This window comes from Pilosibacter fragilis, from assembly GCF_032490495.1.
Taxonomy (GTDB): domain Bacteria; phylum Bacillota; class Clostridia; order Lachnospirales; family Lachnospiraceae; genus Pilosibacter; species Pilosibacter fragilis.
Map to the genome: position 1 here is coordinate 62,772 of NZ_JAVYJB010000010.1, position 25,481 is coordinate 88,252.

Sequence of the window (25,481 nt, forward strand, 5' to 3'; positions counted from 1 at the left end):
CCTTTTATGACTGAGCCTTTTTCTTCTTTCGTGCACTCATTAAAGGCGAGAAGCAACTTGCCACACAAACAATCAGAAGAACAAGGCTGATTGGTCTTGTTATGAAGCTCATTAAAGTTGCACCTATAGCTTTATGGCATAAGTTAAATGCCTGCATAAATCCAGCCTCTGCAAGAGAACCAAGCATTAAGCCAAGAACGATTGCAGAAATATCAAATCCAGCTGTCTTTAAGAAATACCCGACAATACCAAAAATAAGCATAATATAAACATCTGTAATATTATTGCTTGCCGCATAAGAGCCTACTACACACAGAACACCAATACCTGCTAATAGAAATCCTTTCGGTACTTTAACCACCTGCGCAAACTGTTTTGCACCAATTAATCCTACAATTGTGAATGCAAACTGGGCAAGTACGAAACCTGCTAAGAACGGATATGTTACATGCGCATAGTTTGTAAATAAACTGAATCCCGGATTCAAACCCTGAATCATAAGTCCACCCATCAGCACTGCTGCTACGGAGTTTCCAGGAATGCCGAGCGTGAGCATTGGGATCAAAGATCCACCGCAAACCGCATTATTTGCTGACTCTGTCGCAGCTACACCTTCGCGACATCCTTTCCCGAAGTCATCCGGTGTTTTTGATGTTCTCTTTGCCTCATTATACGCCATATAACCAGCAATATTTCCGCCAGCTCCTGGTACGATTCCTACAAACGCGCCAATGATAGAAGACTTGATATAGGTAAGTGGATATCTCACGAAATCCTTCGGTGTGATCTTCGGTACGTGAAGTTTTTTAATATTATCGTCTGTTAACACACCTGTTTTTTCTCCTGATGAAGTCAACAATTGTGTCAAAGAATATAAACCAACAATTGCAGGGATAATTGCAATGCCGCCATATAAGGCCGTAATATTAAAGGTATATCTTGGATATGCTGTCGCAACATCCATTCCAACCATTGAAACAAGAAGACCTAATAATCCAGAAAGGAATCCTTTTAAAAGAGAACCGCTTGAAAGAGATACGATGATCGTCAGTCCGAATACGGCCATCATTGCGTTTTCCTGAGATCCAAATTTCAATGAGAAATTTGCGATTGGAGGTGCCAGAAAGAATAATGCAATCGCTCCTGCAATTCCTCCCCAGAAAGATGCGATGCACGCCTCCTGCAACGCCTCACCACCACGTCCTTTTCTTGTCATTGGAAAACCGTCCAGAGTTGTAGCTGCTGAAGCCGGTGTACCAGGTGTATTAAGCAGACATGCAGAAATACTGCCTCCATATGTTGAACCACAATAGATACCGGCCAGCATGATCAATCCACTTGCCGCATCCATTCCATAAGTAAGAGGAATCAGCACCGCCACACCCATTGTAGATGATACACCCGGAAGTGCTCCAAATAAAATTCCTAAAACAGTTCCCCCCATAAGGAGCAGTAAGTTCATTGGGTTAAACGCGGTACTAAAACCCATCAGAATATTGGATAACATATATTTTTCTCCTCCTTAGATCAAAAATCCTTTTGGCAACGGAACCTGTAAAAACATACTAAAGATACCATAAATAACCGCTAACACCCCAATTGCCACAACTGGATATGTCCATAACTTATGTTTTTCAGTATCAATTACATATGAAAACGCCATCATAAACACAAAAGAGATCGTGTAAAATCCCACTACTTTAATTAAACCAACATACACTACAAGCATCAGAATTGCGATTGCGATCTTCTTTGATCCTTCTTTTTGTTCTGCCAGTGCTGCAGCATCAAAATTCTCATCTTCCTTGTAGTGCATATAAAATGTACGCACAAACAGCATAACACTCAAAATACATCCAAGGACTGTGATTCCTGTCGGAATAATTTTCGGAATATCTGGGAACTTTCTGCTGTAAACAAACGCAAATCCAAACACAAGGAATAAGAACACAGCCGATATGCGTTCTTTTAATTTCATCGTCATACTAATCAACCCTTTCTGTATCTAAAACTATTGGGCGATGCAGAATGTATCCGCATCGCCCACTTTTCTTCGCTTCTTACATTCCAAGAGATTCTTTTAAATCATACCAAATCGGGTTGTATTCGCTGAAGGTCTTTAATGCCTCATCCGTGTTCTGGAAGCGAATTACAAGTCCCATGTTATCTGCTTCTGCGATGAAATCCGGATCCTCACAAACCTTTTCCATGATTTTATCCCAGTACTCAACAATTGCAGGATCAACTTTTGAGGACATTGCTAAGCCACGGTATGTGGAAAGAGAAGTACAATCATATCCAAGCTCTTTTACTGTAGGAACATCGTCATAAATTCTTTCATCTGTCATTGTGAATAATACTTTACACTGTTTTTCATCTAACATTGTTCTTGCCTCGCTGACACCTGCCGACATTACATCACAATGTCCGCCAAGAAATGCTGCTTTTGCTTCAGAGGAGCCATTATATCCGATGATATTAAACTCTACACCAGCTGTATTTGCAATGTACTGTGTTGCAAGAGCTGCGATAGTACCTGTTCCAGATGCCGCAATGCTGATCTCGCCCGGATGATCCTTTGCATATGCAAACATTTCTTCTGCTGTAGTAAATCTTGTTTCATCCGGCTTCACAGCCCATACACGGTCATCTGCTACAAAGAAGCCGATATGTCCCATATCATTTACGACATCAAATGGGCAGCTGGAATTCGTGGTAGAAACATACTGTGCGCCCGGATCGATATGCCACATAACAGATCCGTCTGTAGCACGCCCTAAACCAGTCTGGATTCCTACAAGTCCGCTTCCGCCTGTAATATTTTCAACGATCAGTGTTGCATCTGTCCATTTCTGAGCATATTTAGCAAATAAACGATCACCAAGATCTACACCGCCACCAGCCGAGAATGGAGCAATAATCGTCACAGTACCAGACGGATATGTCTTTCCATCTGCAAGTGTGATCGTCTTAGACCATTCACCTGTATCTCCTGTCGATGTAGCCTGTGTATCAGAAGCTGTTGTTTCCTTTTCGGCTTGAGTCGTTGCTGTTGCCGTTGTATCCGGCGCTGTACTGTTTGAAGCGCATCCAGACAAACTTGACATAACGAGTGTTGCTGCTGCCAGTAAAGCTATACGTTTTTTCATATTGATTCCTCCTAAGTTTTTCTTTTGTTGTTATTTGTGCTGTTTTTTTCTTGATTTTTGTCTGTCTTTTTATTGATTTTATATTATCATCATTAGACAAATATATCCAACAATGATTTTATATATTCTTAACAAGTTTTCTTTGTAGTTATTGGGATATTGATCTATTTTTTTGCTATTAAGCACTTTCTTTCCCACGCAGTATATATTGCTTATTCACTACATACTTCAGTGCCTTCTCTTCCTCCAGCAATTCAATATTCTCCGTGATCATCGGGAACATGACATCTGAGATATCCGCAGAACCGCCGCCTACATGTGGTGTCACGATAATGTTCGGATTTTCGAGAATCAAACTGCCCGGTTTTGCCGGTTCTTCCTCCACACAGTCGATTCCGGCACCTGAAAGTTTTCCGGAATTGACTGCGTTCACAACAGCCTCATCATCCATAAGTCCGCCTCTCGCAACGTTGATTAGGATCGCGCCGTCCTTCATTTTTTCGATTTCCTTCTCACCGATCATATGACGCGTGGAATCCATGAGCGGTACATGAAGGGTGATCACGTCGCTTGTACGGATCAGTTCCTCAAGTCCTACATATTTCATATGCAGTTTTTCTTCCATCTCCTCCGGCAAGCGGAACGGATCGTAATACTGGACTGTAGATCCGAAGGCCTGTACCCTGGATGCCACCTGACGACCGATATTTCCTCCGCCGATGATGCCGACTACCTTATTGTTTAAAGTTCTCGTCAGGTTTAAAAATGTGTTCTTACTCCACTCCCCCTGATGAATCGCACGGTCATGGCAGATCAGTTTTCTTCCGACTGCTAACATCAATGCCACCGTAAGCTCCGCCACAGCATACGCGTTTGCTCCCGGAGTATTGCAGACATAAATTCCATGTTTTCCTGCTTCTTCAATGTCAACAGAATCAAAACCGGCTCCCCAGCGCATGATCATCTTTAATCCTTTGATCCTTGCGACTACTTCCTTCGGCATTTTTAAAATTCGAAGAACGATGGCGTCTGCCTCTGTCAGTGCATCAAATTTCTCCTGTGTATCAACTTCAACCACTTCAATTTCCGGCTTTTCAGAAAAATAATTTTTAAACTTTTCAAATGTACCTGCCGGATATGTTCCTACGATTGCTACTTTCACGTTTTTTCCCTCTTTTTATTTGATTTTCTCTGCCACTTCTCTCATGAGATCTTCGCTCGGATTCTTTCTGTTGATCTTGCTGACCTCAACGATCAGTTTATAGAGATCAACGCCTGTATCTTTTGCGACCGCCTTGAAAGTCTTTCCGAAGCTGGAATGCGCTCCGGATACGCCGAGGATCAGGTCGTACGGCGGGATCGCGTCATGGTAGGAGTGCTTTTCCATTGCCGGAAGAAGTCTCTGGTCGATTCCGTTTAACATCGCGTAAAGGTCAATATCCTTGAACTCCCCGTATTTCTGCATAAATGCCACAGCTGCCTCTGTCGGAAGGTTTCCTGCGCTTCTCGCCATTCCCATAAGACCGCAGTCTAAAATATCTGCTCCGCTCTCATAGGCAGCGATGGCATTTGCTGCGGAAAGTCCAAGGTTATTGTGACAATGGAAAGCCACCGGGATCTTAACCGCGTTCTTGCAACACTCCGTTGCTCTCTTTACGTCATCCGGCATCATAGTTCCGGCGGAATCCATGATCGTAAATTCGTCAAGTCCGATGGACTCCAAGAACTTCGCTTCCTCCGCCAGTTCTTCCGGAGTGAGAAGATATGCTTTCATTGCGGAGTAGTACGCTTTCATTCCGCATTTCTTGATCGTTTTTACCGGAACTTCTGAGATCTTTCTCGCATCCCCGGCATCAGCACCACAGCGCAAGAACTTCATTCCCTTGGATGCCGCAAGCTCAACATTCGGTTCGCGGAATCTCTTTGCGTTTAAGAACATGCCGATCTCTGATTTTCCCAGATACGGCTGTACCAGATCCAGATACTCCATGTCAGTCAGGGCGTTTGTGAATCCCGCAACCTCATAAGCTCCGATTCCGCCTGCGTTTCCGAATTCAATAATCGGAACATTGCTCTCTGTCAGGATATCCAGAACGATCTTTGTGATCTCCGCGTCAAACCCTTTTCCTACTACATTTGCACCGTCTCTCAAAGTACAGTCCATCAATCTAACCATCACAAATACTTCCTTTCGTTAATTTGCTGTAAAATATACTGGATTTCTTGTTGTTTTTATACTATCATACAGTTATGACAGTTTTCCAACAGTTATATTTTTAATTTTAAACAGCATTTTCCTGTGGAGGCATCTATGAACCTTAAAACATGTCAGTACTTTGTAGCACTTGCGGAAGAAATGAATTTTACAAAAGCATCCGAATCTCTTCATATCACACAGCAGTCCCTCTCCGGCTCGATCAAGCGCCTAGAAGAGGAATATGGAGTGGAGCTGTTTCAGCGAAAACCATATCTGAAGCTCACACCTGCCGGGGAGACTATGCTTTTTTACTCAAAACAGATGCTGCGAAATGAATCCCAGATGATGGCATCCCTGGCGGATCTCTCCGCCGAATGTTCCGGTCATCTTGTTCTTGGAATGTCAAGGCAGCGGATCCAGGTATTCTTTCCGGGAATCTGGGAGCGATACCACAACGCCTACCCAAATGTTTCTCTGGATCTTCGTCAGTCTTATACTCTGAAAATGGCTGACTCTCTTCAGGCTGGAAAGCTCGATCTTTTCATCGGTGTTGATGTTCCAACTGCATCTAATCTAAATATGATCCCTTTAGCGTCCGAATACCTTTTCTGTCTGATCCACGATAATATTCTGAAGGAATGCTGCCCGAATCACTGGCAGGAACTTTTAAATAAAAGTGCCATCGAAGGTCTTGATGTCTCTGATCTCAAAGACTTTCCAATCCTCCTCCTCGCTTCGGACAACCGAATCCGTTCTCTTTTAGAACGCGCCTATGATCGTTGTGGAATCATGCCTAAGACAATTCTCGAGGCATCTGACCAGAACATCATCTATCAACTCGCCTGTTCTGCCCAGGGAGCCGCTTTCCTGTCTCCGATGATCCTTTTTGATCATAAAAAAGGGGCGATCACTTGGCCAGAGAACTGCCATTGTCTGAGGATGAACCACTCTTTCTCAAAAATCGATATCTCCCTGGTCTACCGCAATGACCTGATCCTGCCCCACTATGCTGAAGGCATGAAAAAAGCCATCACACAGGAATTTTATTCCTACGCGATGGCGATGAAGTCGATTTCTTAAACAAAAGCTGCCTAAAAATATTTTCAGGTAGCACTCTTTATTATTTTAGTTGAATGGAACCTTATATTTCATACTGATTTCCTCAAGTTCTTTTACCACAACATCTGAAATTTCCATTCCCTCTCTCTGCGCTTGTTCTGCACGATTCAATTCAATCTCACCTGGTAGATAAATTTCATCACAGTCTTCTGCTCTTGGTGATTCTTTAATTGATGTAAGAATTACATCTGACTGTTCCTTAAATTTTTGTTCTTCAACAACTGCACCAACATTAATTGCACCAATAAAATAACCAACATCCTGCTTTTTTCCACTAAAATCATAAAATGATCCCATTGTTAATCCACTTTTAGCTCCTGCTAGTCCGCAGCACATCAGTTCGATCAACAAACCAATTCCATACCCCTTGGCTCCGCCAAACGGAAGCATGCACGATACTTTATTAGGATCAGTTGTCGAATGTCCATCTTTATCAATTGCCCATCCTTCTGGAATTTTTTTCCCATTTTTCTTTGCGAGTGTCACTTTTCCTCTTGCAACAACACTGGTCGCCATATCAAGCGAAACTGTCCTATATTTTTCAGAAGGCACAGACACTGCAAGCGGATTTGTCCCAAGAATTGCTTTCTTTCCCCCTATCGGAGCCAATGCTGCCGGTCCATTGGTCATTGCGATTCCTATCATTCCATTCTGTGCTGCATAATCAGTAAAAAATTCCCCCATTCCAAAATGATTTCCTCCTTTTACCGCCGCAAAACAACAACCTATCGTTTTTGCTTTCTCAACACATAGTTTCATTGCATCCATTGCTGCTGGAACTCCCAGCCCATTGTTTGCATCCATCAGGATCAATGCTGGAGTTTCTTTTATAATTGTTGTTTCTGCATGTGCATCGACAAGTCCCGCCTCCAAACGATATGCATATGTTTTTAATCTTGTGACACCATGAGAAGAAATTCCTCGCATGTCTGCTGCTATAAGACTTTCTGCAAATAAATCACTTTTCTGCTTTGATAAGCCGTTTTTTTGCATAATTGCACTTGCAAATTCACGCATCTTATTACAATTATATTTCATGATGACCTCCACTCTGCTTATCGGTTTTTTCAGAATATTGTTTGTATTTTTGTATTCTGATTAACATTTTCTGCCAACCGCTCTTGTTTTTTTGTTAGCTTTATAGTAGTATATTTATACTACTAAATCCAACGGAGCTTTTTTTTATTCTCTACAAATAAATTTTGTAATTAAGCATATGGAGGGCTTTATGGATATTGAAAGTTTATATTATTTCTCGGAACTATCAAAAAGTTTAAATATGACACATACAGCCAATCGATTATATATATCTCAGCAAACACTCAGCAATCACATTCAGCGTCTTGAAAACTTTTATGGAACCCCACTCTTTTATCGAAAGCCAAAACTATCTCTCACTTCGGCAGGCACAGAGGTATTAAAATTCGCTGATATGGTCATTATTAATCATCAAAATTTAAAAGATACACTTTCTGATATGTCCAAAGAAGAACGTGGCACTATCCGTTTTTCTTCAAGTGCATTGCGCCTAAGTACATGTTTTTCAGCTGTTCTTCCTAAATTTCACGAACGATATCCTCTTGTGGATTTTCAAATTACAGAAGCTGTTACTTCTAAACTGGTGCCTCTTTTAACCAGTAACGATCTTGATTTGGGAATTATCGCCTATTCAGATAGTCATCCTGAAATTGAACAAAAGCTGCTCCTAAACGATAAATTATATTTATGTGTTTCCGAGAAACTTTTAGATCAATTCTACCCTCTTACAAAAGAGAGTTTAAAAGAGCAGGGAATTCAAGGAATTGAAATCACACATTTTTCTGAGCTTCCCTTCTGTGCTTTTAAAAATATTGTATGGAATAAAATCCGTTCTTGTTTTGATATTGCTGGGATTCAACCTAAAATTTATTCTTACAGCACCTACACGCCTCTTGGATTTCAACTATGTTCCCAAGGTTTTGCTGCATGTATCATGACACAAATGCATCTTGCTAACCATTTAAAAGAGATTCCATCAGATATGAATATATTTCCAATTTATTCAAATGGAGTTCATCTTCCTCACCAGCTTGCGATTGCCTACTCAAAAGGCCGCTATCTGCCGCTATATATGAAATATTTAATTGAACTTCTCCTTGAGTATGCATCTACAGTTGAAACCGTGCACCTTGCACATAAAGCTGACCCACTTGTATAATGACGTACCAGTGATTTTTTCAATTCAACAACATTACCTTTTCAATCTTACTAAAAACAGATTGTTTTATTTTGCGAACACTTCCCACTATAATAAAGACAGTGAAAAACAGCTTATCAAAGACGTTTCATTATAGGAACATGGGTTGGAAAATTTACTGTCACAGGAAATTATGTCCGAAAGCCGCACGCCTCTTGAAGATACAGGCCATAATATAATTATCTACGGTCGCGTTTTCAAGACCGCTGATGTTCTCACTGATTTCCATGAAAGTCAGCCGTATGCTATGATCGTTCGTATCACATCAACCACTCGCAAAGTGATTGAGCCAAACCCGAACTTAAAAGTTATCGTTCGTCACGATGCCGATTTCGACGTTCTTGACGTAAAAACATACCCTGACAACAACATTCAAGTTCTCCACGAACCGGCAGCAAACAGTACCTCCATTGCAGAGGCAGCAATATAGCTCACCTTAGAGTGCAGCCGTAACGTGACTATTCTCCATAAGACATGGGTATGTTGCGATAAATCAGACAATTTCTACAAGATAAAATTAAAAGTGCGCAAGAACACATTAAAGGCAGAACCATCAATCTGATCGGCAGCGACAACACCGGATGCTACGTTACAAAGCACTGTCTCACATTCAAGATAAATATTCTCGCATACGATCCGTAAAAGCCAACTTCTTTTCTCATATAGCGAAAATAGGCAGGACTTATCAAGATGATAGGTTCTGCCTGTTTTTTGCTGTATCTTCATAGAAGAAACCTGTTAGAAATTTTTCTGTAGCTTTTTATAGTCAGTTAACGGTTATTTATTTTCAACTCTCCCTTAATTCTCTCAAGATCATACTCCGGCGCTGCTTTCACTACCGCCTCGTATATTTCTTTCAGCTGATCTTCCGATGTTTCCAGAGCATCCGCAATCCGTTCCAGCGACTGACCTTTCCGTACTTTTTTTATTACTAATTCAATCTGGTTCTGCATGCGTCCCTGGTCCAAGCCACTGCCATATCCACTATCATATCCATTATCGTATCCTTCTTCATACCCACATTCCCTCACATTTTTCAGATGCAGCTCTTCGTTATATTCTGTCAATACCACGTTTCGCACCTCCGCTCTGTTTTTCTTTAAAAGATCCTTCAACACGCCCTCTTTCAAGGACTTACTGATTGCTTCATCTACAGCTTCCTCCAATGTCTTTCCGACACGGACTCCCTGTCTCACATTTTCCACAAAATAAGAATAATCGTGCAATGTCTGGCACTTCTCCATTAATTTCTGATTGTATCCATAATTAATATTTAACATGATCGCAGTACACTCCAGCGCTGCCTCCTCATCCTGCCCGCCTTCAAATGAATCTGACAGCCGGAGAATCCTTCTTTCCGGTTCCTTCTTTAAACCGTTATAAAAGACAAGAAACTTCGGCTTTGGGATCATGATCTGCTTTTCGGAATACATATCAAGATGGTTGCTTTCTATCCATCCCTTTAGCAGATCTCCAAAATATATGGTTCCCCTCAATGGCATGTTTGGATTACTGGTACTCTGGGCTTCATACAAATTCAGATAATGTGCAAACAAGAATGAGACATCATTTTTCATCCCCATATACACCACATCTTCCAGCGTATTAATCTCCAGATCGTCCGCATTCGTATACGAACTTCCGTTTACTGCGTTATACAGGCTCAGTAACTCCTCCTTCCCATGAAACACCAGTCGGAAAAGGCTGTCTTTAAAGTTTCTCTTTACTTTCGTCATAGTTTCTCCTTTCATTGTACACGATATAGAGTTTTTTTGCAATTTCGTGGGAACGATTTCAGAACTGAAGTCAGATACCACAGACGCCCGGAATCACGGGCAGGGATCTCCAGGAAAGAGATCTGTTTGATAATCTTATATTAGCATATTTGCCTTATAAAAGAAAGTGCTATAATATATAAGCGTCTCTTTTCGTACCAGCGATTTTCAACAACATTTCCTTTTCAACCTTACAAAAACAGATTGTTTTATTTTGTGAACAATCTCCGCTATAATAAAGACAGTGAAAAACAGTTTATCAAAAATGTTCCATTATAGGAGGTATTATCATGGGTTGGAAAATTTTACTCCCACAGGAAATTATGTCCGAAGGCCGTAAGCTTCTTGAGGATGCTGGTCATACCGTAATCGACGGCCGCGGATTTGAGACAGAGGACGTTCTCGCTGATTTCAAGGAATATCAGCCGGACGCTATGATCGTCCGTATCACACCGATCACACGTGAAGTGATCGAGTCAAACCCGAACTTAAAGGTTATTGTTCGTCACGGCGCCGGTTTCGACGCTCTTGACGTAAAGGCCTGCCACGACAACAATGTCCAGGCTCTCTACGCACCGGTCGCAAACAGCACCTCCGTTGCAGAGACAGCTATGTTACTCATCTTAGAGTGCAGCCGTAACGTGACTGTCCTTCATAAGACATGGGTAAATGACTTCTACAAGGCAAAATTAAAAGTCCGCAAGAACACATTAAACGGCAAGACCATCGGTCTGATCGGCTGCGGCAACATCGGAAGCCGCGTTGCAAAGCGCTGCCTCGCATTCGAGATGAATGTTCTCGCATATGACCCGTACAAACCAGCTTCTGAGTTCCCGGACGGCGTTGAGGTTGTCCGCGACCTTGACCGCATCTTCAAAGAGTGCGACTATGTTTCCCTTCACTGCCCGAACACTCCGGTTACCAAGAACATGGTAAATAAAGAGCGTCTCGCAATGATGAAACCGACAGCATTCTTAATCAACACCGCACGCGGCGGCTGTGTGGACGAGGATGCTCTCTACGAGGCATGCAAGAATGGCGTGATCGCAGGTGCCGGTCTTGACGCAATCAAGAAGGAACCGGTTGATCCGGCTAACCCACTCTTAACTCTCGACAATGTTATCATCTATCCGCATATCGGCGGCAACACATCTGAAGCTGCCCATCGTGCTTCCTACTTCGCAGCTATGGGCGTTCAGGAAGTCTACGAAGGCAAGAAGCCGACATGGCCGATCAACGATGTTGACTATAAGACAGCTAAGACCTACACAGACACAAAGAAACCGGATACAAAACCGGCTGGAATGTTTGATTTCTAAACAATCGTTTGCCAACTTCTTTTCTCATATAACGAAAGCAGGCAGGACTTATCGGAGTGATAGGTTCTGCCTGTTTTGTTATACGTTTATAATTTTCATTCCCATGTATACCACGTCTTCCAGTGTGTTGATTTCCAGATCATCTGCATTCGTATACGAGCTTCCATTTACCGCATTATACAGACTCAGTAACTCCTCCTTCCCATGAAATACCATTCGGAAAAGACTGTCCTTAAAGTTTCTCTTTACTTTCGTCATAGTTTCTCCTTTCATTGTACACGATATGAAGTTTTTTTGCAATTTCGTGGGAATGATTTCAGAACTGAAGTCAGATACCACAGACGCCCGGAATTACGGGCTGCGATCTCCAGGAAAGAGATCTGGTTGATAGTCTTATATTAGCATATTTATTTCACAAACGAAAAAACGCACGTCCTGCTACAGCTCATTTCTGCATGCAAAACGTGCGTTTCCCGCTTTATTTTCAATTATTCATTTTTGAAATCTTCTTTTAACTTATTGAAAAAACCTTTCTTCTTTCCCTCCGGCGATGCAACCCCCTTCATCGCATCATCAAACTTTCTGAGGGCTTCTTTCTGCTCCTCCGTAAGCTTCTCCGGAACTGTAACAACAAGCGTTACATAATGGTCACCACGGATGTTCTTATTTCTCAGTGACGGAACACCCTTGCCGCGGAGACGTACCTTTGTGTCGGTCTGGGTTCCCGGTTTTACCTCGTACTCAACCTCGCCGTCGACGGTCTTGATCTTGATCGGACCTCCAAGGGCTGCTGTTGCGAAGGAGATCGGTACTGTGGAGAAGATGGATGTCTCCTGGCGCATAAATACCGGGCTTCTAGATACGGTTACCTCAACGAGAAGGTCTCCTCTCTCGCCGCCGTTCGTTCCGGGCTCTCCTTTTCCTGCGATGCGGATGCTCTGTCCGTTGTCGATACCTGCCGGGATCTTGACCTGAATCTTCTTCTTGCTGGAGATATATCCGGTACCGTAGCAGTCCGGGCACTTCTCCTTGACGATCTTACCGGTACCTCGGCAGTCCGGACATGTCTGGACATTCTGTACCTGACCGAAGAAGGACTGCTGGGTGTAGACGATCTTACCTTTACCGTTACATTTCGGGCAGGTAACCGGAGATGTACCAGGCTTTGCGCCTGTTCCGTGACATTTCGGACACTCATCCTTCAATGTGAGCTCGATCTCTTTCTCGCAGCCAAAGATTGCCTCTTCAAATGTGATCCTTACGCCGGTTCTTAAATTTGCGCCGCGCATGGGACCGTTGCTGCTTCTTCCGTAAGCGGAACGTCCACCTCCGAAGAAATCTCCGAAAATATCTCCAAAGATATCTCCCATGTCGGCTCCGTTGAAATCGAATCCGCCGTAGCCACCGGCCCCGCCTGCGCCTCCCTCAAAGGCTGCATGACCGAACTGGTCATACTTTCTTCTCTTTTCCGGATCACTTAAAACGCTGTATGCCTCGGAAGCTTCCTTAAACTTTGCCTCCGCCTCTTTATCTCCCGGATTTGCGTCCGGATGGTATTTCTTTGCAAGAACTCGATATGCTTTCTTTAACGCCGCTTCGTCCGCATTTTTCGGCACGCCGAGGACTTCGTAATAATCACGCTTGGTCTCTGCCATTTCTTTATTCTTACCTTTCCTGTTAGTGAGCGGTACCACGCTTCACGCGTACCTTTTTACGGAACCTGCCGACGGAAGCTTTCTTCAGACGTCACGGCTGAGTCCTGCCGCGGCAATATTTCCGGATCGTTGCCGATCAAAATCTTGATATAAGGCAACCGAAAGAACGCCCAAGATGGGGCGTTCTTTCGGATTTATAGTGCCTGACTCGGGCTGTCTTCCTGTTTTCATTTCACAAAAACAAGAGACCTTTGGCGTCCGCCAACTGGCAATTCCGGCTAAAAAGAACTTATGCAAGCTATCTTGCAACGTCCTTTCCAGCCCTCATTGTCGCTCGATCAAACTGTTATTTAGACTTCTTTGTAGTCGCCATCAACGACATCATCGCCATATCCAGCCTGGCTTGCGCTCTGTCCAGCCTGCGGACCTGCCTGGCCCTGTGCGCCTGCTGCGCCCTGAGCTGCCTGAGCCTGCTCATAAACCTTTGCGAAGAGCTTCTGCGCGCTGTTCATGAGTTTCTCTTTCGCTGCCTTGATCTCCTCGACCTGGGCGTCTGTCATCTGCTCTGCCGGAGCTTTGTTGATCGCTTCCTTGAGGGCATTCAAGTCGGCCTCAACAGCGGTCTTATCGTTTGCATCGATCTTATCGCCAACTTCTTCCATTGCCTTCTCTGTCTGGAATACCATGGAATCAGCTTCATTTCTTGTATCGATCGCTTCTTTCTTCTTCTTATCCTCAGCCTCGTAAGCCGCAGCCTCCTTAACAGCCTTATCGATATCATCCTTGGACATGTTGGATCCGGATGTGATGGTGATGTGCTGCTCTTTGCCTGTGCCAAGGTCCTTAGCGGATACGTTTACGATACCGTTTGCATCGATATCGAAGGTAACTTCGATCTGCGGAACACCTCTTCTTGCCGGAAGGATGCCGTCAAGACGGAACTGTCCAAGAGTCTTGTTGTCTCTTGCAAACTCACGCTCACCCTGTACAACGTGGATATCTACGGCTGTCTGGTTATCAGCAGCTGTGGAGAATACCTGGCTCTTCTTTGTCGGGATCGTTGTGTTTCTCTCGATCAGCTTTGTAGCAACGCCGCCCATTGTCTCGATGGAAAGGGAAAGCGGAGTTACATCGAGAAGAAGGATGTCACCTGCACCGGCATCGCCTGCTAACTTACCACCCTGGATCGCTGCACCGATGGCTACGCACTCATCCGGGTTTAAGCTCTTGCTCGGCTCTTTGCCTGTTAACTGTTTAACCTTTTCCTGTGCGGAAAGCATACGTGTGGAACCACCCACGAGGAGAACCTTGGAGAGCTCTGCTGCTGTTAAACCAGCGTCTCTTAACGCGTTCTGTACCGGAATTGCTGTTCTCTCAATGAGATCACTTGTCAGCTCATCGAATTTAGCTCTTGTGAGGTTCATATCTAAGTGCTTCGGTCCCTCAGCAGTTGCTGTGATGAACGGAAGGTTGATGTTTGTTGTTGTTGCGGAAGAAAGCTCTTTCTTTGCTTTCTCAGCAGCTTCTTTTAATCTCTGAAGTGCCATCTTATCACCGGAAAGATCTACGCCCTCTGTCTTCTTGAACTCGTCGATCATCCACTGTGTGACACGGTTATCGAAATCATCACCGCCGAGGTGTGTATCACCGTTCGTCGCAAGAACTTCGATAACGCCGTCACCGATCTCGATGATGGAAACATCGAATGTACCGCCGCCGAGGTCATATACCATGATCTTCTGCTCTTTCTCGTTGTCAAGACCGTAAGCAAGGGCTGCCGCTGTCGGCTCGTTGATGATACGCTTTACATCAAGACCGGCAATCTTACCTGCATCCTTTGTTGCCTGACGCTGGGCATCGTTGAAGTAAGCCGGAACTGTGATAACTGCCTCTGTTACCTTCTCTCCGAGGTAGCTCTCAGCATCTGCTTTTAACTTCTGAAGAATCATCGCGGAGATCTCCTGCGGTGTGTACTTCTTGCCGTCAATATCTACCTTGTAGTCGGTACCCATATGTCTCTTGATGGAGGAGATGGTTCTGTCAGCGTTTGTAACTGCCTGACGCTTTGCCGGCTCACCCACAAGTCTCTCACCTGTCTTTGTAAAAGCAACGATAGACGGTGTTGTTCTAACACCTTCTGTATTGGCGATAACTGTTGGTTTACCGCCTTCCATAACTGCTACGCAGCTGTTTGTTGTACCTAAGTCAATACCAATGATCTTACTCATAATGATTTTCCTCCTCTAAATTTGGAATATTAGGAATGAGTGGTCGTCCAGCAGTCTCTGCCGGATGATCACATTGTTTCAATGTTAGTTTGCAACCTGCACCATGCTGTGACGAACGATGGAATCTTTGTAGGTGTAGCCCTTCTGGAGTTCCACTGCCACAACATTCTCGCCGAGATTCTCATCCTCCACATGCATCACTGCGTTGTGGAAGTTCGGGTCGAACGGTTTTCCGACTGCCTCGATCGGCTTAACGCCCATATCATCGAGTGTCTTTACAAATTGCTTATATATCTTTTCCATTCCATCTGCAAACGCGGATCCTTTCGCGTCTTCCGGAATGGAATTAAGACCTCTTTCAAAGTTATCGACGATCGGAAGGATCTTTTCGATCACATCCTTCGCACCGATCTCATACATTGCGGACTTTTCCTTGTCCGTTCTCTTGCGGTAGTTATCAAACTCCGCCATGGATCTCTTGAGCTTGTCATTTAACTCATCGATCTTCTCGTCCTTCGGATCTTTCTTCTTTTCAGAAGCTTTTTCCTCTTTTTCGGACGTCTCTTTATTTTCTTTTTCGGAAGCGGCTGCCTCTTTGGTTTCTTTTTCCTCAGAAACGGCTTTTTCCGTTTTCTCTTTTTCTAACTCTTTCTCTTTCACTGCTCTCTTCACCTTTCATTTTTAAACGTTTCGTTCAGCTGCGCAACTAACGATCTCAAGGTCGATACGACTTTTTCGTAGTCCATTCGTTTTGGTCCCACGATACCGATCGTTCCGCGCATCCCATCGCCGAGCGCATAATTTGCGGTTACGATGCTGCAGTCTTTCATGCTCTGGACCGGAGTTTCATCTCCGATATAGACCTGAATTTCATTGTCCGGATCATCCGTTTTATTCTGCTGCTGCCCATCGATCAGTCCCCTGAGAAGTTCTTTATGTTCCAAAGTACCGATCAGCTGGCTCGCTTTTTCCGTATCGGAAAGCTCCGGGTATTTGAAAATATTGGTTGCCCCGCTGGTATAGATCTGGAGATCTTCGTCCTGGGAGCGGATCACTTCACTGACTTCATTCAGCACCAGATCCACCACTCTTCTGTGGGATCCGGCCTGTTCTTTCATTTTTGCGATCACGCCAAGGTTGATCTCCTCGATCGTCAGACCGTTCAGGCTGCTGTTTAAAAGAATATTTAAATTCAGAAGCTCTTCGTCACTGAGTTCCTCATCGATCGTAACAAAGGAGTTTCTTATAATATTTCCTTCCACAACGACTACCACCAGAAGTTTGTGTTCCTCCACCTTCGAGAGCTGGATAAACTTTAACTTTGTCTGGTTGTAACTCGGTCCGCTGATCAGGGTCGCATAGTTCGTATTGTTGGCAAGAACCTTTGCAAGCTGCTTCAGAAGCAGTTCCACGCGGTCTACCCGCTGGATCATAAGTTCCTGCATATGCTCGACCTGACTGTCTTTTTCCTTGATGATCTGGTCAACATAGAAACGGTAACCTTTATCGGAAGGAATTCGTCCCGCCGAGGTATGCGGCTGAATGATGTAGCCAAGTTCTTCCAGATCAGACATCTCATTTCGGATCGTCGCGGAGCTGAGCTTCAGATCCGAGTATTTGGAAATCGTTCTGGATCCCACCGGCTCACCGGTCTCCAGATACGTCTGGATAATCGCTTTTAAAATTTTTTCTTTTCTCTCATCCAGTTCCAAAACTCTCACCTCTTCTTTATTAGCACTCTTTATTGAGGAGTGCTAACATTTACAGTTGTTACTATATTACTTAGTGTGTTGTTTGTCAAGGGCTTTTGATAATTTTCACATTTTTTTCACTATTTTTTTCATCGCCTTTTTCTACCAGGATTTTACAGGATCCGCCCGGCTTTCCCCTGGATTTTCCTGTGAATCCCGGGGGCTTTGCGTCACATTAAGAACATTTCTGCCATATGGGGGGACTGTTTGCGTCCTGGCAGTAATACCCAAAAACTTGACAAATTTGGAAAATTATGTATAATACATACTTGTTTCCAAATTGTTACATTTCTATTACACATCTGCATATAATTTGTAATAGATATGAAACAAAAAAAGAAAGGATTGTTATATGAAGAAATTTAGATTGACCATCTGTGTTTTACTGACCGTCATTTCGATGCTCTTAAACACCGTATGTGCATTCGCAAGTACCCCGAAAAACTCTGGCCACCTGGACAGCATCGATGGAAATAAGGTTTCCGGATGGGCGTGGAACTCCGCTGCCCCGGATACCCCGGTCTCCGTCACCGTCACTGTGGCCAACTCCCATACAGGCGAGTCTCTTTTATCTGAGACCGCCGAAGCTGATATCGAGCGCAATGACTTAAAGGAAAGCGGCATCGGAAACGGTGCCCACGGCTTTGAGATCATGATCGACTGGTCCTCCATCCCGGATGATACCTACATGATCAAGCTCAGCGTGAACGGCACAGCACTTCCGTTAGCTTACCAGTACAATACCGCAACAAAGATCATCAAAAATGCCACCCTCGTTTCCTTAGGTACATTTAAGACCACAGCTTACTGCCCGTGCAGAAGCTGCTCCGAGGGCTACGGCCGTCTCACAAAGACCGGAACCCAGGCGACCGCAAGCCGCACCGTAGCCGTTGACCCGCGGGTCATTCCGCTTGGAAGCCACCTTTTGATCGATGGTGTCGAGTATATCGCTGAGGACGTCGGAGGCGGCGTCAAAGGAAAACATATCGATATTTTTTACAACACACATTCGGAAACAAGAGATCACGGCGTTGAGCGGTCTGAGGTCTATCTGATCCAGTCTTAAGTTCATCTGCCCCGTTATATGAGTTTCCACCCGATATATGACAGGACTGGAAGGACATCCACTAATAAATTCTTCCTGCTGCATGGCAAAAAAGGGAATCTCTCCTGAGCATGCGAAAATGCTCATGAAAGATTCCCTTTCTTAATTATACATATCTTATGTGAGTCAGGACCTCTCCTGAATTCACAGGCTTGCTCCTATCTTTAAACAGTATGCCCCTTCGCCACATAAAACGGCTGTGTATCCGTTCCTTTCAGCTCCTGGCCAACCTCAATCGTCACGTTCTTGTCTGTGACAACGTAATCCAGCCGTGCGCCTGCTTTCACCACCGTATCCTGCATCAGGACACTGTTTCTGATCTTTGCGCCCTTTGCGATCTTAACGCCTCGGAAGAGAACACAGTTCTCCACATCGCCTTCGATCACGCAGCCATCAGCCACAAGGTTATTTTTTGTCTTACATCCGTTAATATATCTTGTCGGGTTGTCATCACGGATCTTTGTGTAGATCTGGCCGCCGGTAAACAGCGCGTCCAGATTCTCATCATCGAGAAGTTTCATATTCTCATCGAAGTAGCTCTTTAAGCCGCAGATCCTCGCGTAATATCCATCATATTTATATCCGCGGATATTGTACTTCTCAAGACACGGTGCAAGGATATCACGCTCGAAGCAGGAGTATCCACGTACAAATGCCGCATGGATCTTATCGATCAGTGCTTCTCTATCCATAATATAAATATTCATGGAGAGGTTCTGTTTTCCGCACATTTCAGAATTCATAAAGATCCGTCTCACGCGTCCGTCATCAAGCTTTAACGTGTAATACATATCCCCGTGGGAACCTGCGCGGATCAGTTCCGCCGGAATCTCCTGCTCCGTGTAGGCAACCGTCACATCGGCACCGCTCTCGATATGTTCCGCTAACATTGCGTTGAAATCAAAATCCACCGCGATATTGGCGTCCATCATGATCACATACTTTTCTTTTTTGCTTTTCAGATACGGAAGGATGCTCTCAAGTGCCTCGACGCGTCCGCTGTAGACCTTCATATTTTTCTCCGCATAGGGCGGAAAAATACTGAGACCTCCGTTTTTTCTGAGAAGATCCCACGCTCGTCCGGAGCCCAGATGGTCCATCAGGGAATGATAATTCTCCCGGACCACGATGGCAATATTGCTGATCCCGCAGTTTGCGAGACTGGAAAGCAGGAAGTCGATGATCCGGTAACGTCCCGCAAACGGGATCGATGCCATCAGGCGGTCACCCGCAAGCTCCGGCACCAGATTATCATAACTATTTGGAAAAATAATACCGATCGCATTTGCATTGGAATTTACCATTGTTCTTCACCATCCTCCACATTTTTATTGACCATGGCGTTCGGGCCGATCTTTGCGCCCTTTCCGATGGTGATTCCGGAACCGATCGTCGCAACGCCGTGTTCTTCCCCCTTCGGCATGGATCCAACAACGGCATTTTCACCGATCACAACATTTTCCGCGACGATACAGTGTTCTACAACAGCTCCGGCCTTTATGACCGTTTTGCCCATGACAACGGCATCTTCGATCTTCGCTCCCTTTTCTACCCTGACACCGGAGAACAGGATCGAATGCTTAATACTTCCGTCGATCCGGCATCCGTCTGTGATCATGGAATTCTCAACGACTGCGTTGGAGCCGATCTTGTGACCGGTCATACCGCTGTTCCGGCTGTAGATCTTCCAGTTTTCATCAAAGATATCGATCCCGCTGTGTTCCGGATCAAGAACCTCCATATTTGCTTCCCAGAGGGATGAGATCGTTCCAACGTCCTTCCAGTATCCCGCAAAGTGGTACGCGTACATCTTCCGTCCGTCTTTTAAGAGGTTCGGAATGATGTTGTTTCCGAAATCATTCTCGGAATTCGGGTCTGCCTCATCCTCGATCAGGTACTTCTTTAAAATATCCCAGTTAAAGATATAGATTCCCATGGAAGCCAGATTCGACTTCGGGTTCTTCGGTTTCTCCTGAAACTCTGTGATCCGGTCGTCCCCATCCGCCACCATCAGACCAAAACGGGATGCCTCGTCCCACGGCACTTCCATAACCGCGACACTGAATTCTGCGCCTTTTTCCTTGTGGAAGCGCAGGAAATCACTGTAATCCTGCTTGCAGATCTGATCACCGGATAAGATGATCACATACTGCGGATCGTAGCGCTCGATGAACGGAATGTTCTGATAGATTGCGTTTGCGGTTCCCTTATACCAGTCGGAACCGGATGCCTTCTGATACGGCGGCAGTACATGTACTCCACCGTAAAGACGGTCGAGGTCCCACGGCTGGCCGTTTCCGATATACTCATTCAGTACCATCGGCTGGTACTGGGTCAGAATTCCCACGGTATCAATTCCGGAATTTACGCAGTTCGAGAGCGGAAAATCAATAATTCTGTATTTCCCGCCGAAAGGGACTGCCGGTTTTGCAAGCTTCTGTGTCAGTGCATAGAGTCTTGAACCCTGGCCGCCTGCAAGAAGCATTGCGATCATTTCCTTAGCCATAATAATATCCCCCTGTTTTTTGGATACAGTCTCTCCGTGCAAAATGTACAACCATGCATTTCATTGGATTGTACAAATCATATCACATTGTTGCCGTTTTTGATAGTGGTTTTATGCACTTTTACCATGTTTTTTACATGATCTATATATGTATTCTGCTTTTTTATCCTCTGTACCATTTAAGCTGCGCTTATGATCTACTTGTTTTTTCTCAGCATGCATGCCCTTTTTCACTCCACGCAGGATCTCTGACATCGAAAACTACGGCTGAAAAAAAGCGCGGTCTCCGCAGGATCTTTAGTCCTGCAGAAACTGCGCCATAATATAATTGCTCACATCAAGTCCATAATCCGTCAGAACGAACCGGTCGCCCTGAAATACCGCTGCTTTTTCCGCCACAAACGTTTCCATGAGCCCTGGATAAACGTCCTTTGCGGACACCCCGAACCTTCGCTCAAACTCCGGAAGGGACACCCCGGCTGTCATCCGTAGTCCCACATAGAAGAATTCCTCCTCCATGTCTTTCTTCGTGAGCTTTTCCACATCCGTAAACATCCCCGGCTTTTCTTCCAGATACTGCTTCATATCGGAATTGACCGCAAACCTACAGCCGTCCATGTAGGAGGATGCCCCGAGTCCCAGTCCCAGGTAGGGCAAGCCTGTCCAATAACCGATATTGTGGCGGCACGCTCTCCCCGGCTTCGCATAGTTTGAGATCTCGTACCGCTCATACCCACAGTCCCGCAGGAACCGCTTCGTCTCGTGGTACATCTCCCTCTCGGAATCCTCGTCGGGAAGAAGTTTCCGTCCCTCTTCGCTCCCGTACTTCTCACCGAAAGGAGTTCCATCCTCAATGATCAGGCTGTACGCCGAGATATGTTCCGGATTCAGGTCCGTGACCCGCTTTAAGGTGTCCTTCCAGGACTCGCGGGTCTGTCCCGGCAACGCTGACATAAGGTCGATATTGATGTTCGTGAACCCGCACTCCCGGGCCAGATGGAAGCTCTCCAGGAATTCCGCCCAGGTATGGATCCGGCCGAGAAGCTTTAGCTCTCTGTCATTTGCTGATTGGAGTCCAAAGCTCAGGCGATTGATCCCGGCCCGCCTGTAATCTGTGAGTTTCTCCCTTGTCACGGTTCCAGGGTTCGCCTCCATGGAGATCTCCGCGCCTTCCGCCACATGAAACGCCTTCCGCACATGTTCCATGATCCCGACAATCAGCGCCGAATCCGGCACGGACGGGGTTCCGCCGCCGATAAAGATCGTATCTACCGGAATGTCCCCGTATTTTTTTCCCATGGCGTCAATATCTTCCCTGAGCCGCCTCGTGTACAGGTTCTGGGTCTCCTGGTCCGTCGGAAATGAAAGGAAGTCGCAGTAAGCGCATTTTCTCACACAGAACGGCATGTGCAGATATAATTCCATGCCCCCGTTCATGCGAGAACCTCACTGAGCATCTCGATCTCGTCCTCGAACAGGCAGTATCCCGGATCATGGGCTTTCACCGCCGCCAGGACATCCTCGATCCGCATCCACTTCACAGACTCCACTTCTTCTTTCTGAAGCTTGAGTTTTTCGATCTCTACCGGCTTTTCATAAGCAAAAACATGACTCTTCTCATGATTCTTAAAGATCCGTCCATGGAACTCGCCTTCATAGCGTCCGTCATGGACCCCGACAAGCCGCAGGTCTTCCGGCTCTGCCGCAATTCCCAGCTCTTCCTTCAACTCCCTGAGCGCCGACTCCAGATAGTCCTGTCCCGCCGGAATATGCCCGGCGCTGGAGATATCGTAGCAGCCCCCGAAGGAGTCCTTCTCGCGGCTCCGCTTCTGTAAAAGCAGGTCATGTCCGCCGTCCCTCCGTCTTCTTACGACCCAGACATGGCTCGTCCGGTGCCAGTCACCGTTGAGATGGACCAGCGTGCGCTCTCTCACCTGTCCCGACGGCTCTCCATTCTCATCGAGGAGATCAAGAAGCTCCAGCGGCTTTCCGTCCAGGACCGCTTCCTTTAAGAGATCATCCTGGTAGCGGAGTTTCAAAGAGAAAAACGGTGCTTCCTCGTCGAGAAGCCGATGGAAGATCCGGTCGCCTTCCCAGAGGTTCAGGCTGTCGATCTCAGTCTTAGGAACCCACTCCAGAGTCCCCTCATTGCAGTCTGCCAGCTCACCTGTAAAGCCATCTGCCGTGTAGAGGAAAATGTACTCCATTTCGGCATCATCATCATTGTACATGAAAGTCAGAACGCCCCGAAGTCTATAGCTTGTGAGTGTCAGGCCTGTCTCCTCCTTCGTCTCCCTTAAAATGCAGTCCTCCGGGCTCTCCCCCCGCTCAAACTTCCCGCCAATGCCGATCCACTTGTCTTTATTGACGTCGTGTTTCTTCTTGATACGATGGATCATCAGGTATTTGTCATCTTTTTCAATGTAGCATAATGTTGTAAGCTTCATAATAGTTCCTCATCTATGTGCAAAAAAGTCCATTTCTTCGAACGATCTGAAATGGACTTTTTATCTGGATCAATATTTTAATTTACTCCTCGTCCAGCTTCAGAACGCTCATAAACGCCTTCTGCGGAATCTCCACGTTTCCGACCTGGCGCATACGCTTCTTGCCTTCCTTCTGCTTCTCGAGAAGCTTCTTCTTACGGGAGATATCGCCGCCGTAGCACTTCGCGAGGACATCCTTTCTCATGGCTCTCACCGTCTCACGGGCAATGATCTTACCACCCACAGCAGCCTGGATCGGAATCTCGAACAAATGCTTCGGGATCTCATCCTTCAGCTTTTCGCACATCTTTCTGCCGCGCTCGTAAGCGGATCCCTCAAACACGATGAAGGAAAGGGCATCCACAGTTTCCTTATTGATCAGGATATCGAGTTTTACAAGCTGTGACTGCTCGTATCCCTTCAACTCGTAGTCGAAGGACGCGTAACCGCGGGATCTTGATTTCAGCGCGTCAAAGAAGTCGTAGATGATCTCGTTTAACGGAAGCTCATACTTTAAGAGTGCACGCGTCTCTTCCATATATTCCATGCCGAGGTAAACGCCGCGGCGTTCCTGGCATAACTGCATGATCGCGCCCACAAATTCTGTAGTCACCATGATCTCTGCGGAGACGATCGGCTCCTCCATATATTCGATTTCGGACGGATCCGGCATGTTGGACGGGTTCGTGAGGTCGATCACCTCGCCGTTCGTCTTGTGGATCCGGTATACAACGCCCGGTGCCGTCGTCACGAGGTCAAGGTTGTACTCGCGCTCCAGGCGCTCCTGGATGATCTCCAGGTGTAAAAGCCCTAAGAATCCGCAGCGGAATCCGAAGCCCAGTGCGATGGATGTCTCCGGCTCAAAGAACAGGGACGCGTCGTTTAACTGCAGCTTCTCTAAAGCATCACGGAGCTCCGGATATTTCGCTCCATCCGCCGGATAGAGTCCGCAGTACACCATCGGTGTTACCTTCTTATATCCCGGAAGTGGGGCCGCGCACGGATTTAAGCGGTTCGTCACCGTATCACCCACGCGGGTATCCTTCACATTCTTGATGCTGGCTGTAATGTATCCAACCATGCCGGCCCGGAGCTCATCACAGGGGATAAATTGGCCTGCGCCGAAATATCCGACCTCAACGACATCGTAGGAAGCTCCCGTCGCCATCATCTGGATCGGGGTGCCTTTCTTCACGGTTCCCTCTTTCACACGGCAGAATACGATAACACCGCGGTAGGAATCGTAGAGTGAGTCAAAGATCAGCGCCTGAAGCGGTGCCTCCGGATCCCCCTTCGGAGCCGGGATCTTATGGACGATCGCTTCCAAAACATCCTCGATATTGAGTCCCATCTTTGCAGAGATCCTCGGTGCGTCGTGAGCCTCAAGTCCGATCACGTCCTCGATCTCCTCCGCCACACGGTCCGGATCAGCGCTCGGAAGGTCGATCTTATTGATGACCGGGACAACATCAAGATCATGGTCAAGGGCAAGATACACATTTGCAAGCGTCTGGGCCTCAATGCCCTGAGCTGCATCTACAACAAGGATCGCACCGTCACACGCCGCAAGACTTCGGGATACCTCATAGTTAAAGTCAACGTGACCTGGGGTATCGATCAGATTAAAGATATACTCCTCGCCGTCCTTTGCTTTGTAAACCGTGCGGACTGCCTGGGATTTGATCGTGATTCCGCGCTCTCTCTCAAGATCCATATTGTCAAGGATCTGGGCCTGCATCTCACGGCTGGTTAAAAGACCGGTCTTCTCGATAATGCGGTCCGCCAGCGTGGATTTACCGTGGTCGATATGGGCAATGATACAGAAATTTCTGATTTTATCCTGGGAATAATGAACCATTCATGTTCCTCTCTTCTATATGATTTCTTCTTTATATGATCCATTTCTCTGTCACTGCTTGTCGGACCACCAGATCTCTACTCCTGATCGTTCGGTC

22 protein-coding genes are annotated in these 25,481 nt (G+C 45.9%); 5 read left to right on the forward strand and 17 right to left on the reverse strand.

Features of this window, described 5'->3' with window-relative positions; all coding sequences use genetic code 11:
- Positions 1-4: 4 nt before the first annotated feature.
- The 5 genes from ABCW45_RS10845 to ABCW45_RS10865 form a co-directional block, all read right to left on the reverse strand.
- A complete protein-coding gene (locus ABCW45_RS10845) occupies positions 5-1,507 on the reverse strand; it encodes a tripartite tricarboxylate transporter permease (protein WP_117503042.1) in 1,503 nt (500 codons plus the stop codon).
- Positions 1,508-1,522: 15 nt separating this feature from the next.
- Positions 1,523-1,984: a tripartite tricarboxylate transporter TctB family protein gene (locus ABCW45_RS10850; protein WP_117503043.1), complete on the reverse strand. Its 462-nt coding sequence runs from the start codon at positions 1,982-1,984 to the stop codon at positions 1,523-1,525.
- Between the two features lie 76 nt (positions 1,985-2,060).
- Positions 2,061-3,149: a tripartite tricarboxylate transporter substrate binding protein gene (locus tag ABCW45_RS10855; RefSeq protein WP_343220832.1), complete on the reverse strand. Its 1,089-nt coding sequence runs from the start codon at positions 3,147-3,149 to the stop codon at positions 2,061-2,063.
- A 178-nt stretch (positions 3,150-3,327) separates the two neighbouring features.
- Positions 3,328-4,311, reverse strand: a complete 984-nt coding sequence (locus tag ABCW45_RS10860; protein ID WP_117484179.1) for a 2-hydroxyacid dehydrogenase — start codon at positions 4,309-4,311, stop codon at positions 3,328-3,330.
- Positions 4,312-4,326: 15 nt separating this feature from the next.
- Entirely contained in the window at positions 4,327-5,325 is a 999-nt protein-coding gene (locus tag ABCW45_RS10865) for a beta/alpha barrel domain-containing protein (RefSeq protein ID WP_181967975.1), read from the reverse strand.
- A gap of 135 nt (positions 5,326-5,460) precedes the next feature.
- Here ABCW45_RS10865 and ABCW45_RS10870 point away from each other — a divergent pair, with 135 nt between their 5' ends.
- The gene (locus ABCW45_RS10870; RefSeq protein WP_117470585.1) at positions 5,461-6,426 is read left to right on the forward strand and encodes a LysR family transcriptional regulator; all 966 of its coding nucleotides are present in this window, start codon (positions 5,461-5,463) and stop codon (positions 6,424-6,426) included.
- 45 nt (positions 6,427-6,471) lie between these two features.
- Here ABCW45_RS10870 and ABCW45_RS10875 read toward each other — a convergent pair whose 3' ends face one another.
- Positions 6,472-7,503 (reverse strand): Ldh family oxidoreductase, encoded by a 1,032-nt coding sequence (locus tag ABCW45_RS10875; RefSeq protein ID WP_117512778.1) that lies wholly within the window; start codon positions 7,501-7,503, stop codon positions 6,472-6,474.
- Between the two features lie 190 nt (positions 7,504-7,693).
- Here ABCW45_RS10875 and ABCW45_RS10880 point away from each other — a divergent pair, with 190 nt between their 5' ends.
- Both ABCW45_RS10880 and ABCW45_RS10885 read left to right on the forward strand, forming a co-directional pair.
- Positions 7,694-8,662, forward strand: coding sequence for a LysR family transcriptional regulator (locus ABCW45_RS10880; protein WP_117512780.1), 969 nt, complete (start codon positions 7,694-7,696; stop codon positions 8,660-8,662).
- A 145-nt stretch (positions 8,663-8,807) separates the two neighbouring features.
- The gene (locus ABCW45_RS10885; RefSeq protein WP_242990594.1) at positions 8,808-9,131 is read left to right on the forward strand and encodes a Rossmann-fold NAD(P)-binding domain-containing protein; all 324 of its coding nucleotides are present in this window, start codon (positions 8,808-8,810) and stop codon (positions 9,129-9,131) included.
- 340 nt (positions 9,132-9,471) lie between these two features.
- Here the strand turns inward: ABCW45_RS10885 and ABCW45_RS10890 are convergent, their stop codons facing one another.
- Positions 9,472-10,437, reverse strand: coding sequence for a FliH/SctL family protein (locus ABCW45_RS10890; protein WP_117503047.1), 966 nt, complete (start codon positions 10,435-10,437; stop codon positions 9,472-9,474).
- Positions 10,438-10,766: 329 nt separating this feature from the next.
- Here ABCW45_RS10890 and ABCW45_RS10895 point away from each other — a divergent pair, with 329 nt between their 5' ends.
- Positions 10,767-11,795 (forward strand): hydroxyacid dehydrogenase, encoded by a 1,029-nt coding sequence (locus ABCW45_RS10895; protein ID WP_015555029.1) that lies wholly within the window; start codon positions 10,767-10,769, stop codon positions 11,793-11,795.
- Positions 11,796-11,873: 78 nt separating this feature from the next.
- Here the strand turns inward: ABCW45_RS10895 and ABCW45_RS10900 are convergent, their stop codons facing one another.
- From ABCW45_RS10900 to hrcA, 5 genes are all read right to left on the reverse strand, one after another.
- Entirely contained in the window at positions 11,874-12,053 is a 180-nt protein-coding gene (locus ABCW45_RS10900; protein ID WP_117470914.1) for a hypothetical protein, read from the reverse strand.
- Between the two features lie 230 nt (positions 12,054-12,283).
- On the reverse strand, positions 12,284-13,450 hold the full coding sequence (gene dnaJ / locus ABCW45_RS10905; RefSeq protein ID WP_117470915.1) for a molecular chaperone DnaJ: 1,167 nt from the start codon (positions 13,448-13,450) through the stop codon (positions 12,284-12,286).
- A 350-nt stretch (positions 13,451-13,800) separates the two neighbouring features.
- Positions 13,801-15,678 (reverse strand): molecular chaperone DnaK, encoded by a 1,878-nt coding sequence (gene dnaK / locus ABCW45_RS10910; protein ID WP_343220833.1) that lies wholly within the window; start codon positions 15,676-15,678, stop codon positions 13,801-13,803.
- Positions 15,679-15,762: 84 nt separating this feature from the next.
- Positions 15,763-16,338 (reverse strand): nucleotide exchange factor GrpE, encoded by a 576-nt coding sequence (grpE, locus tag ABCW45_RS10915; protein WP_242997999.1) that lies wholly within the window; start codon positions 16,336-16,338, stop codon positions 15,763-15,765.
- 8 nt (positions 16,339-16,346) lie between these two features.
- Positions 16,347-17,399: a heat-inducible transcriptional repressor HrcA gene (gene hrcA, locus ABCW45_RS10920; protein WP_117470917.1), complete on the reverse strand. Its 1,053-nt coding sequence runs from the start codon at positions 17,397-17,399 to the stop codon at positions 16,347-16,349.
- A 382-nt stretch (positions 17,400-17,781) separates the two neighbouring features.
- On the opposite strand from hrcA, the gene ABCW45_RS10925 reads away from it, so the two are divergent.
- Positions 17,782-18,495 (forward strand): 3D domain-containing protein, encoded by a 714-nt coding sequence (locus tag ABCW45_RS10925; RefSeq protein ID WP_015555032.1) that lies wholly within the window; start codon positions 17,782-17,784, stop codon positions 18,493-18,495.
- A gap of 203 nt (positions 18,496-18,698) precedes the next feature.
- Here ABCW45_RS10925 and glgD read toward each other — a convergent pair whose 3' ends face one another.
- From glgD to lepA, 5 genes are all read right to left on the reverse strand, one after another.
- Positions 18,699-19,838 carry a glucose-1-phosphate adenylyltransferase subunit GlgD gene (gene glgD, locus ABCW45_RS10930; protein ID WP_343220834.1) on the reverse strand — a complete coding sequence of 380 codons (1,140 nt, stop codon included), beginning with the start codon at positions 19,836-19,838 and terminating at the stop codon, positions 18,699-18,701.
- The gene (locus tag ABCW45_RS10935) at positions 19,832-21,040 is read right to left on the reverse strand and encodes a glucose-1-phosphate adenylyltransferase (protein WP_117470919.1); all 1,209 of its coding nucleotides are present in this window, start codon (positions 21,038-21,040) and stop codon (positions 19,832-19,834) included. The genes glgD and ABCW45_RS10935 overlap by 7 nt, the downstream gene beginning before the upstream one ends.
- A 297-nt stretch (positions 21,041-21,337) precedes the next feature.
- Positions 21,338-22,477 (reverse strand): radical SAM family heme chaperone HemW, encoded by a 1,140-nt coding sequence (hemW, locus tag ABCW45_RS10940; protein ID WP_117484189.1) that lies wholly within the window; start codon positions 22,475-22,477, stop codon positions 21,338-21,340.
- Positions 22,474-23,487, reverse strand: coding sequence for an NUDIX domain-containing protein (locus ABCW45_RS10945; protein WP_343220836.1), 1,014 nt, complete (start codon positions 23,485-23,487; stop codon positions 22,474-22,476). The genes hemW and ABCW45_RS10945 overlap by 4 nt, the downstream gene beginning before the upstream one ends.
- A gap of 82 nt (positions 23,488-23,569) precedes the next feature.
- Positions 23,570-25,384, reverse strand: a complete 1,815-nt coding sequence (gene lepA, locus ABCW45_RS10950) for a translation elongation factor 4 (RefSeq protein ID WP_117472280.1) — start codon at positions 25,382-25,384, stop codon at positions 23,570-23,572.
- Between the last annotated feature and the right edge of the window lie 97 nt (positions 25,385-25,481).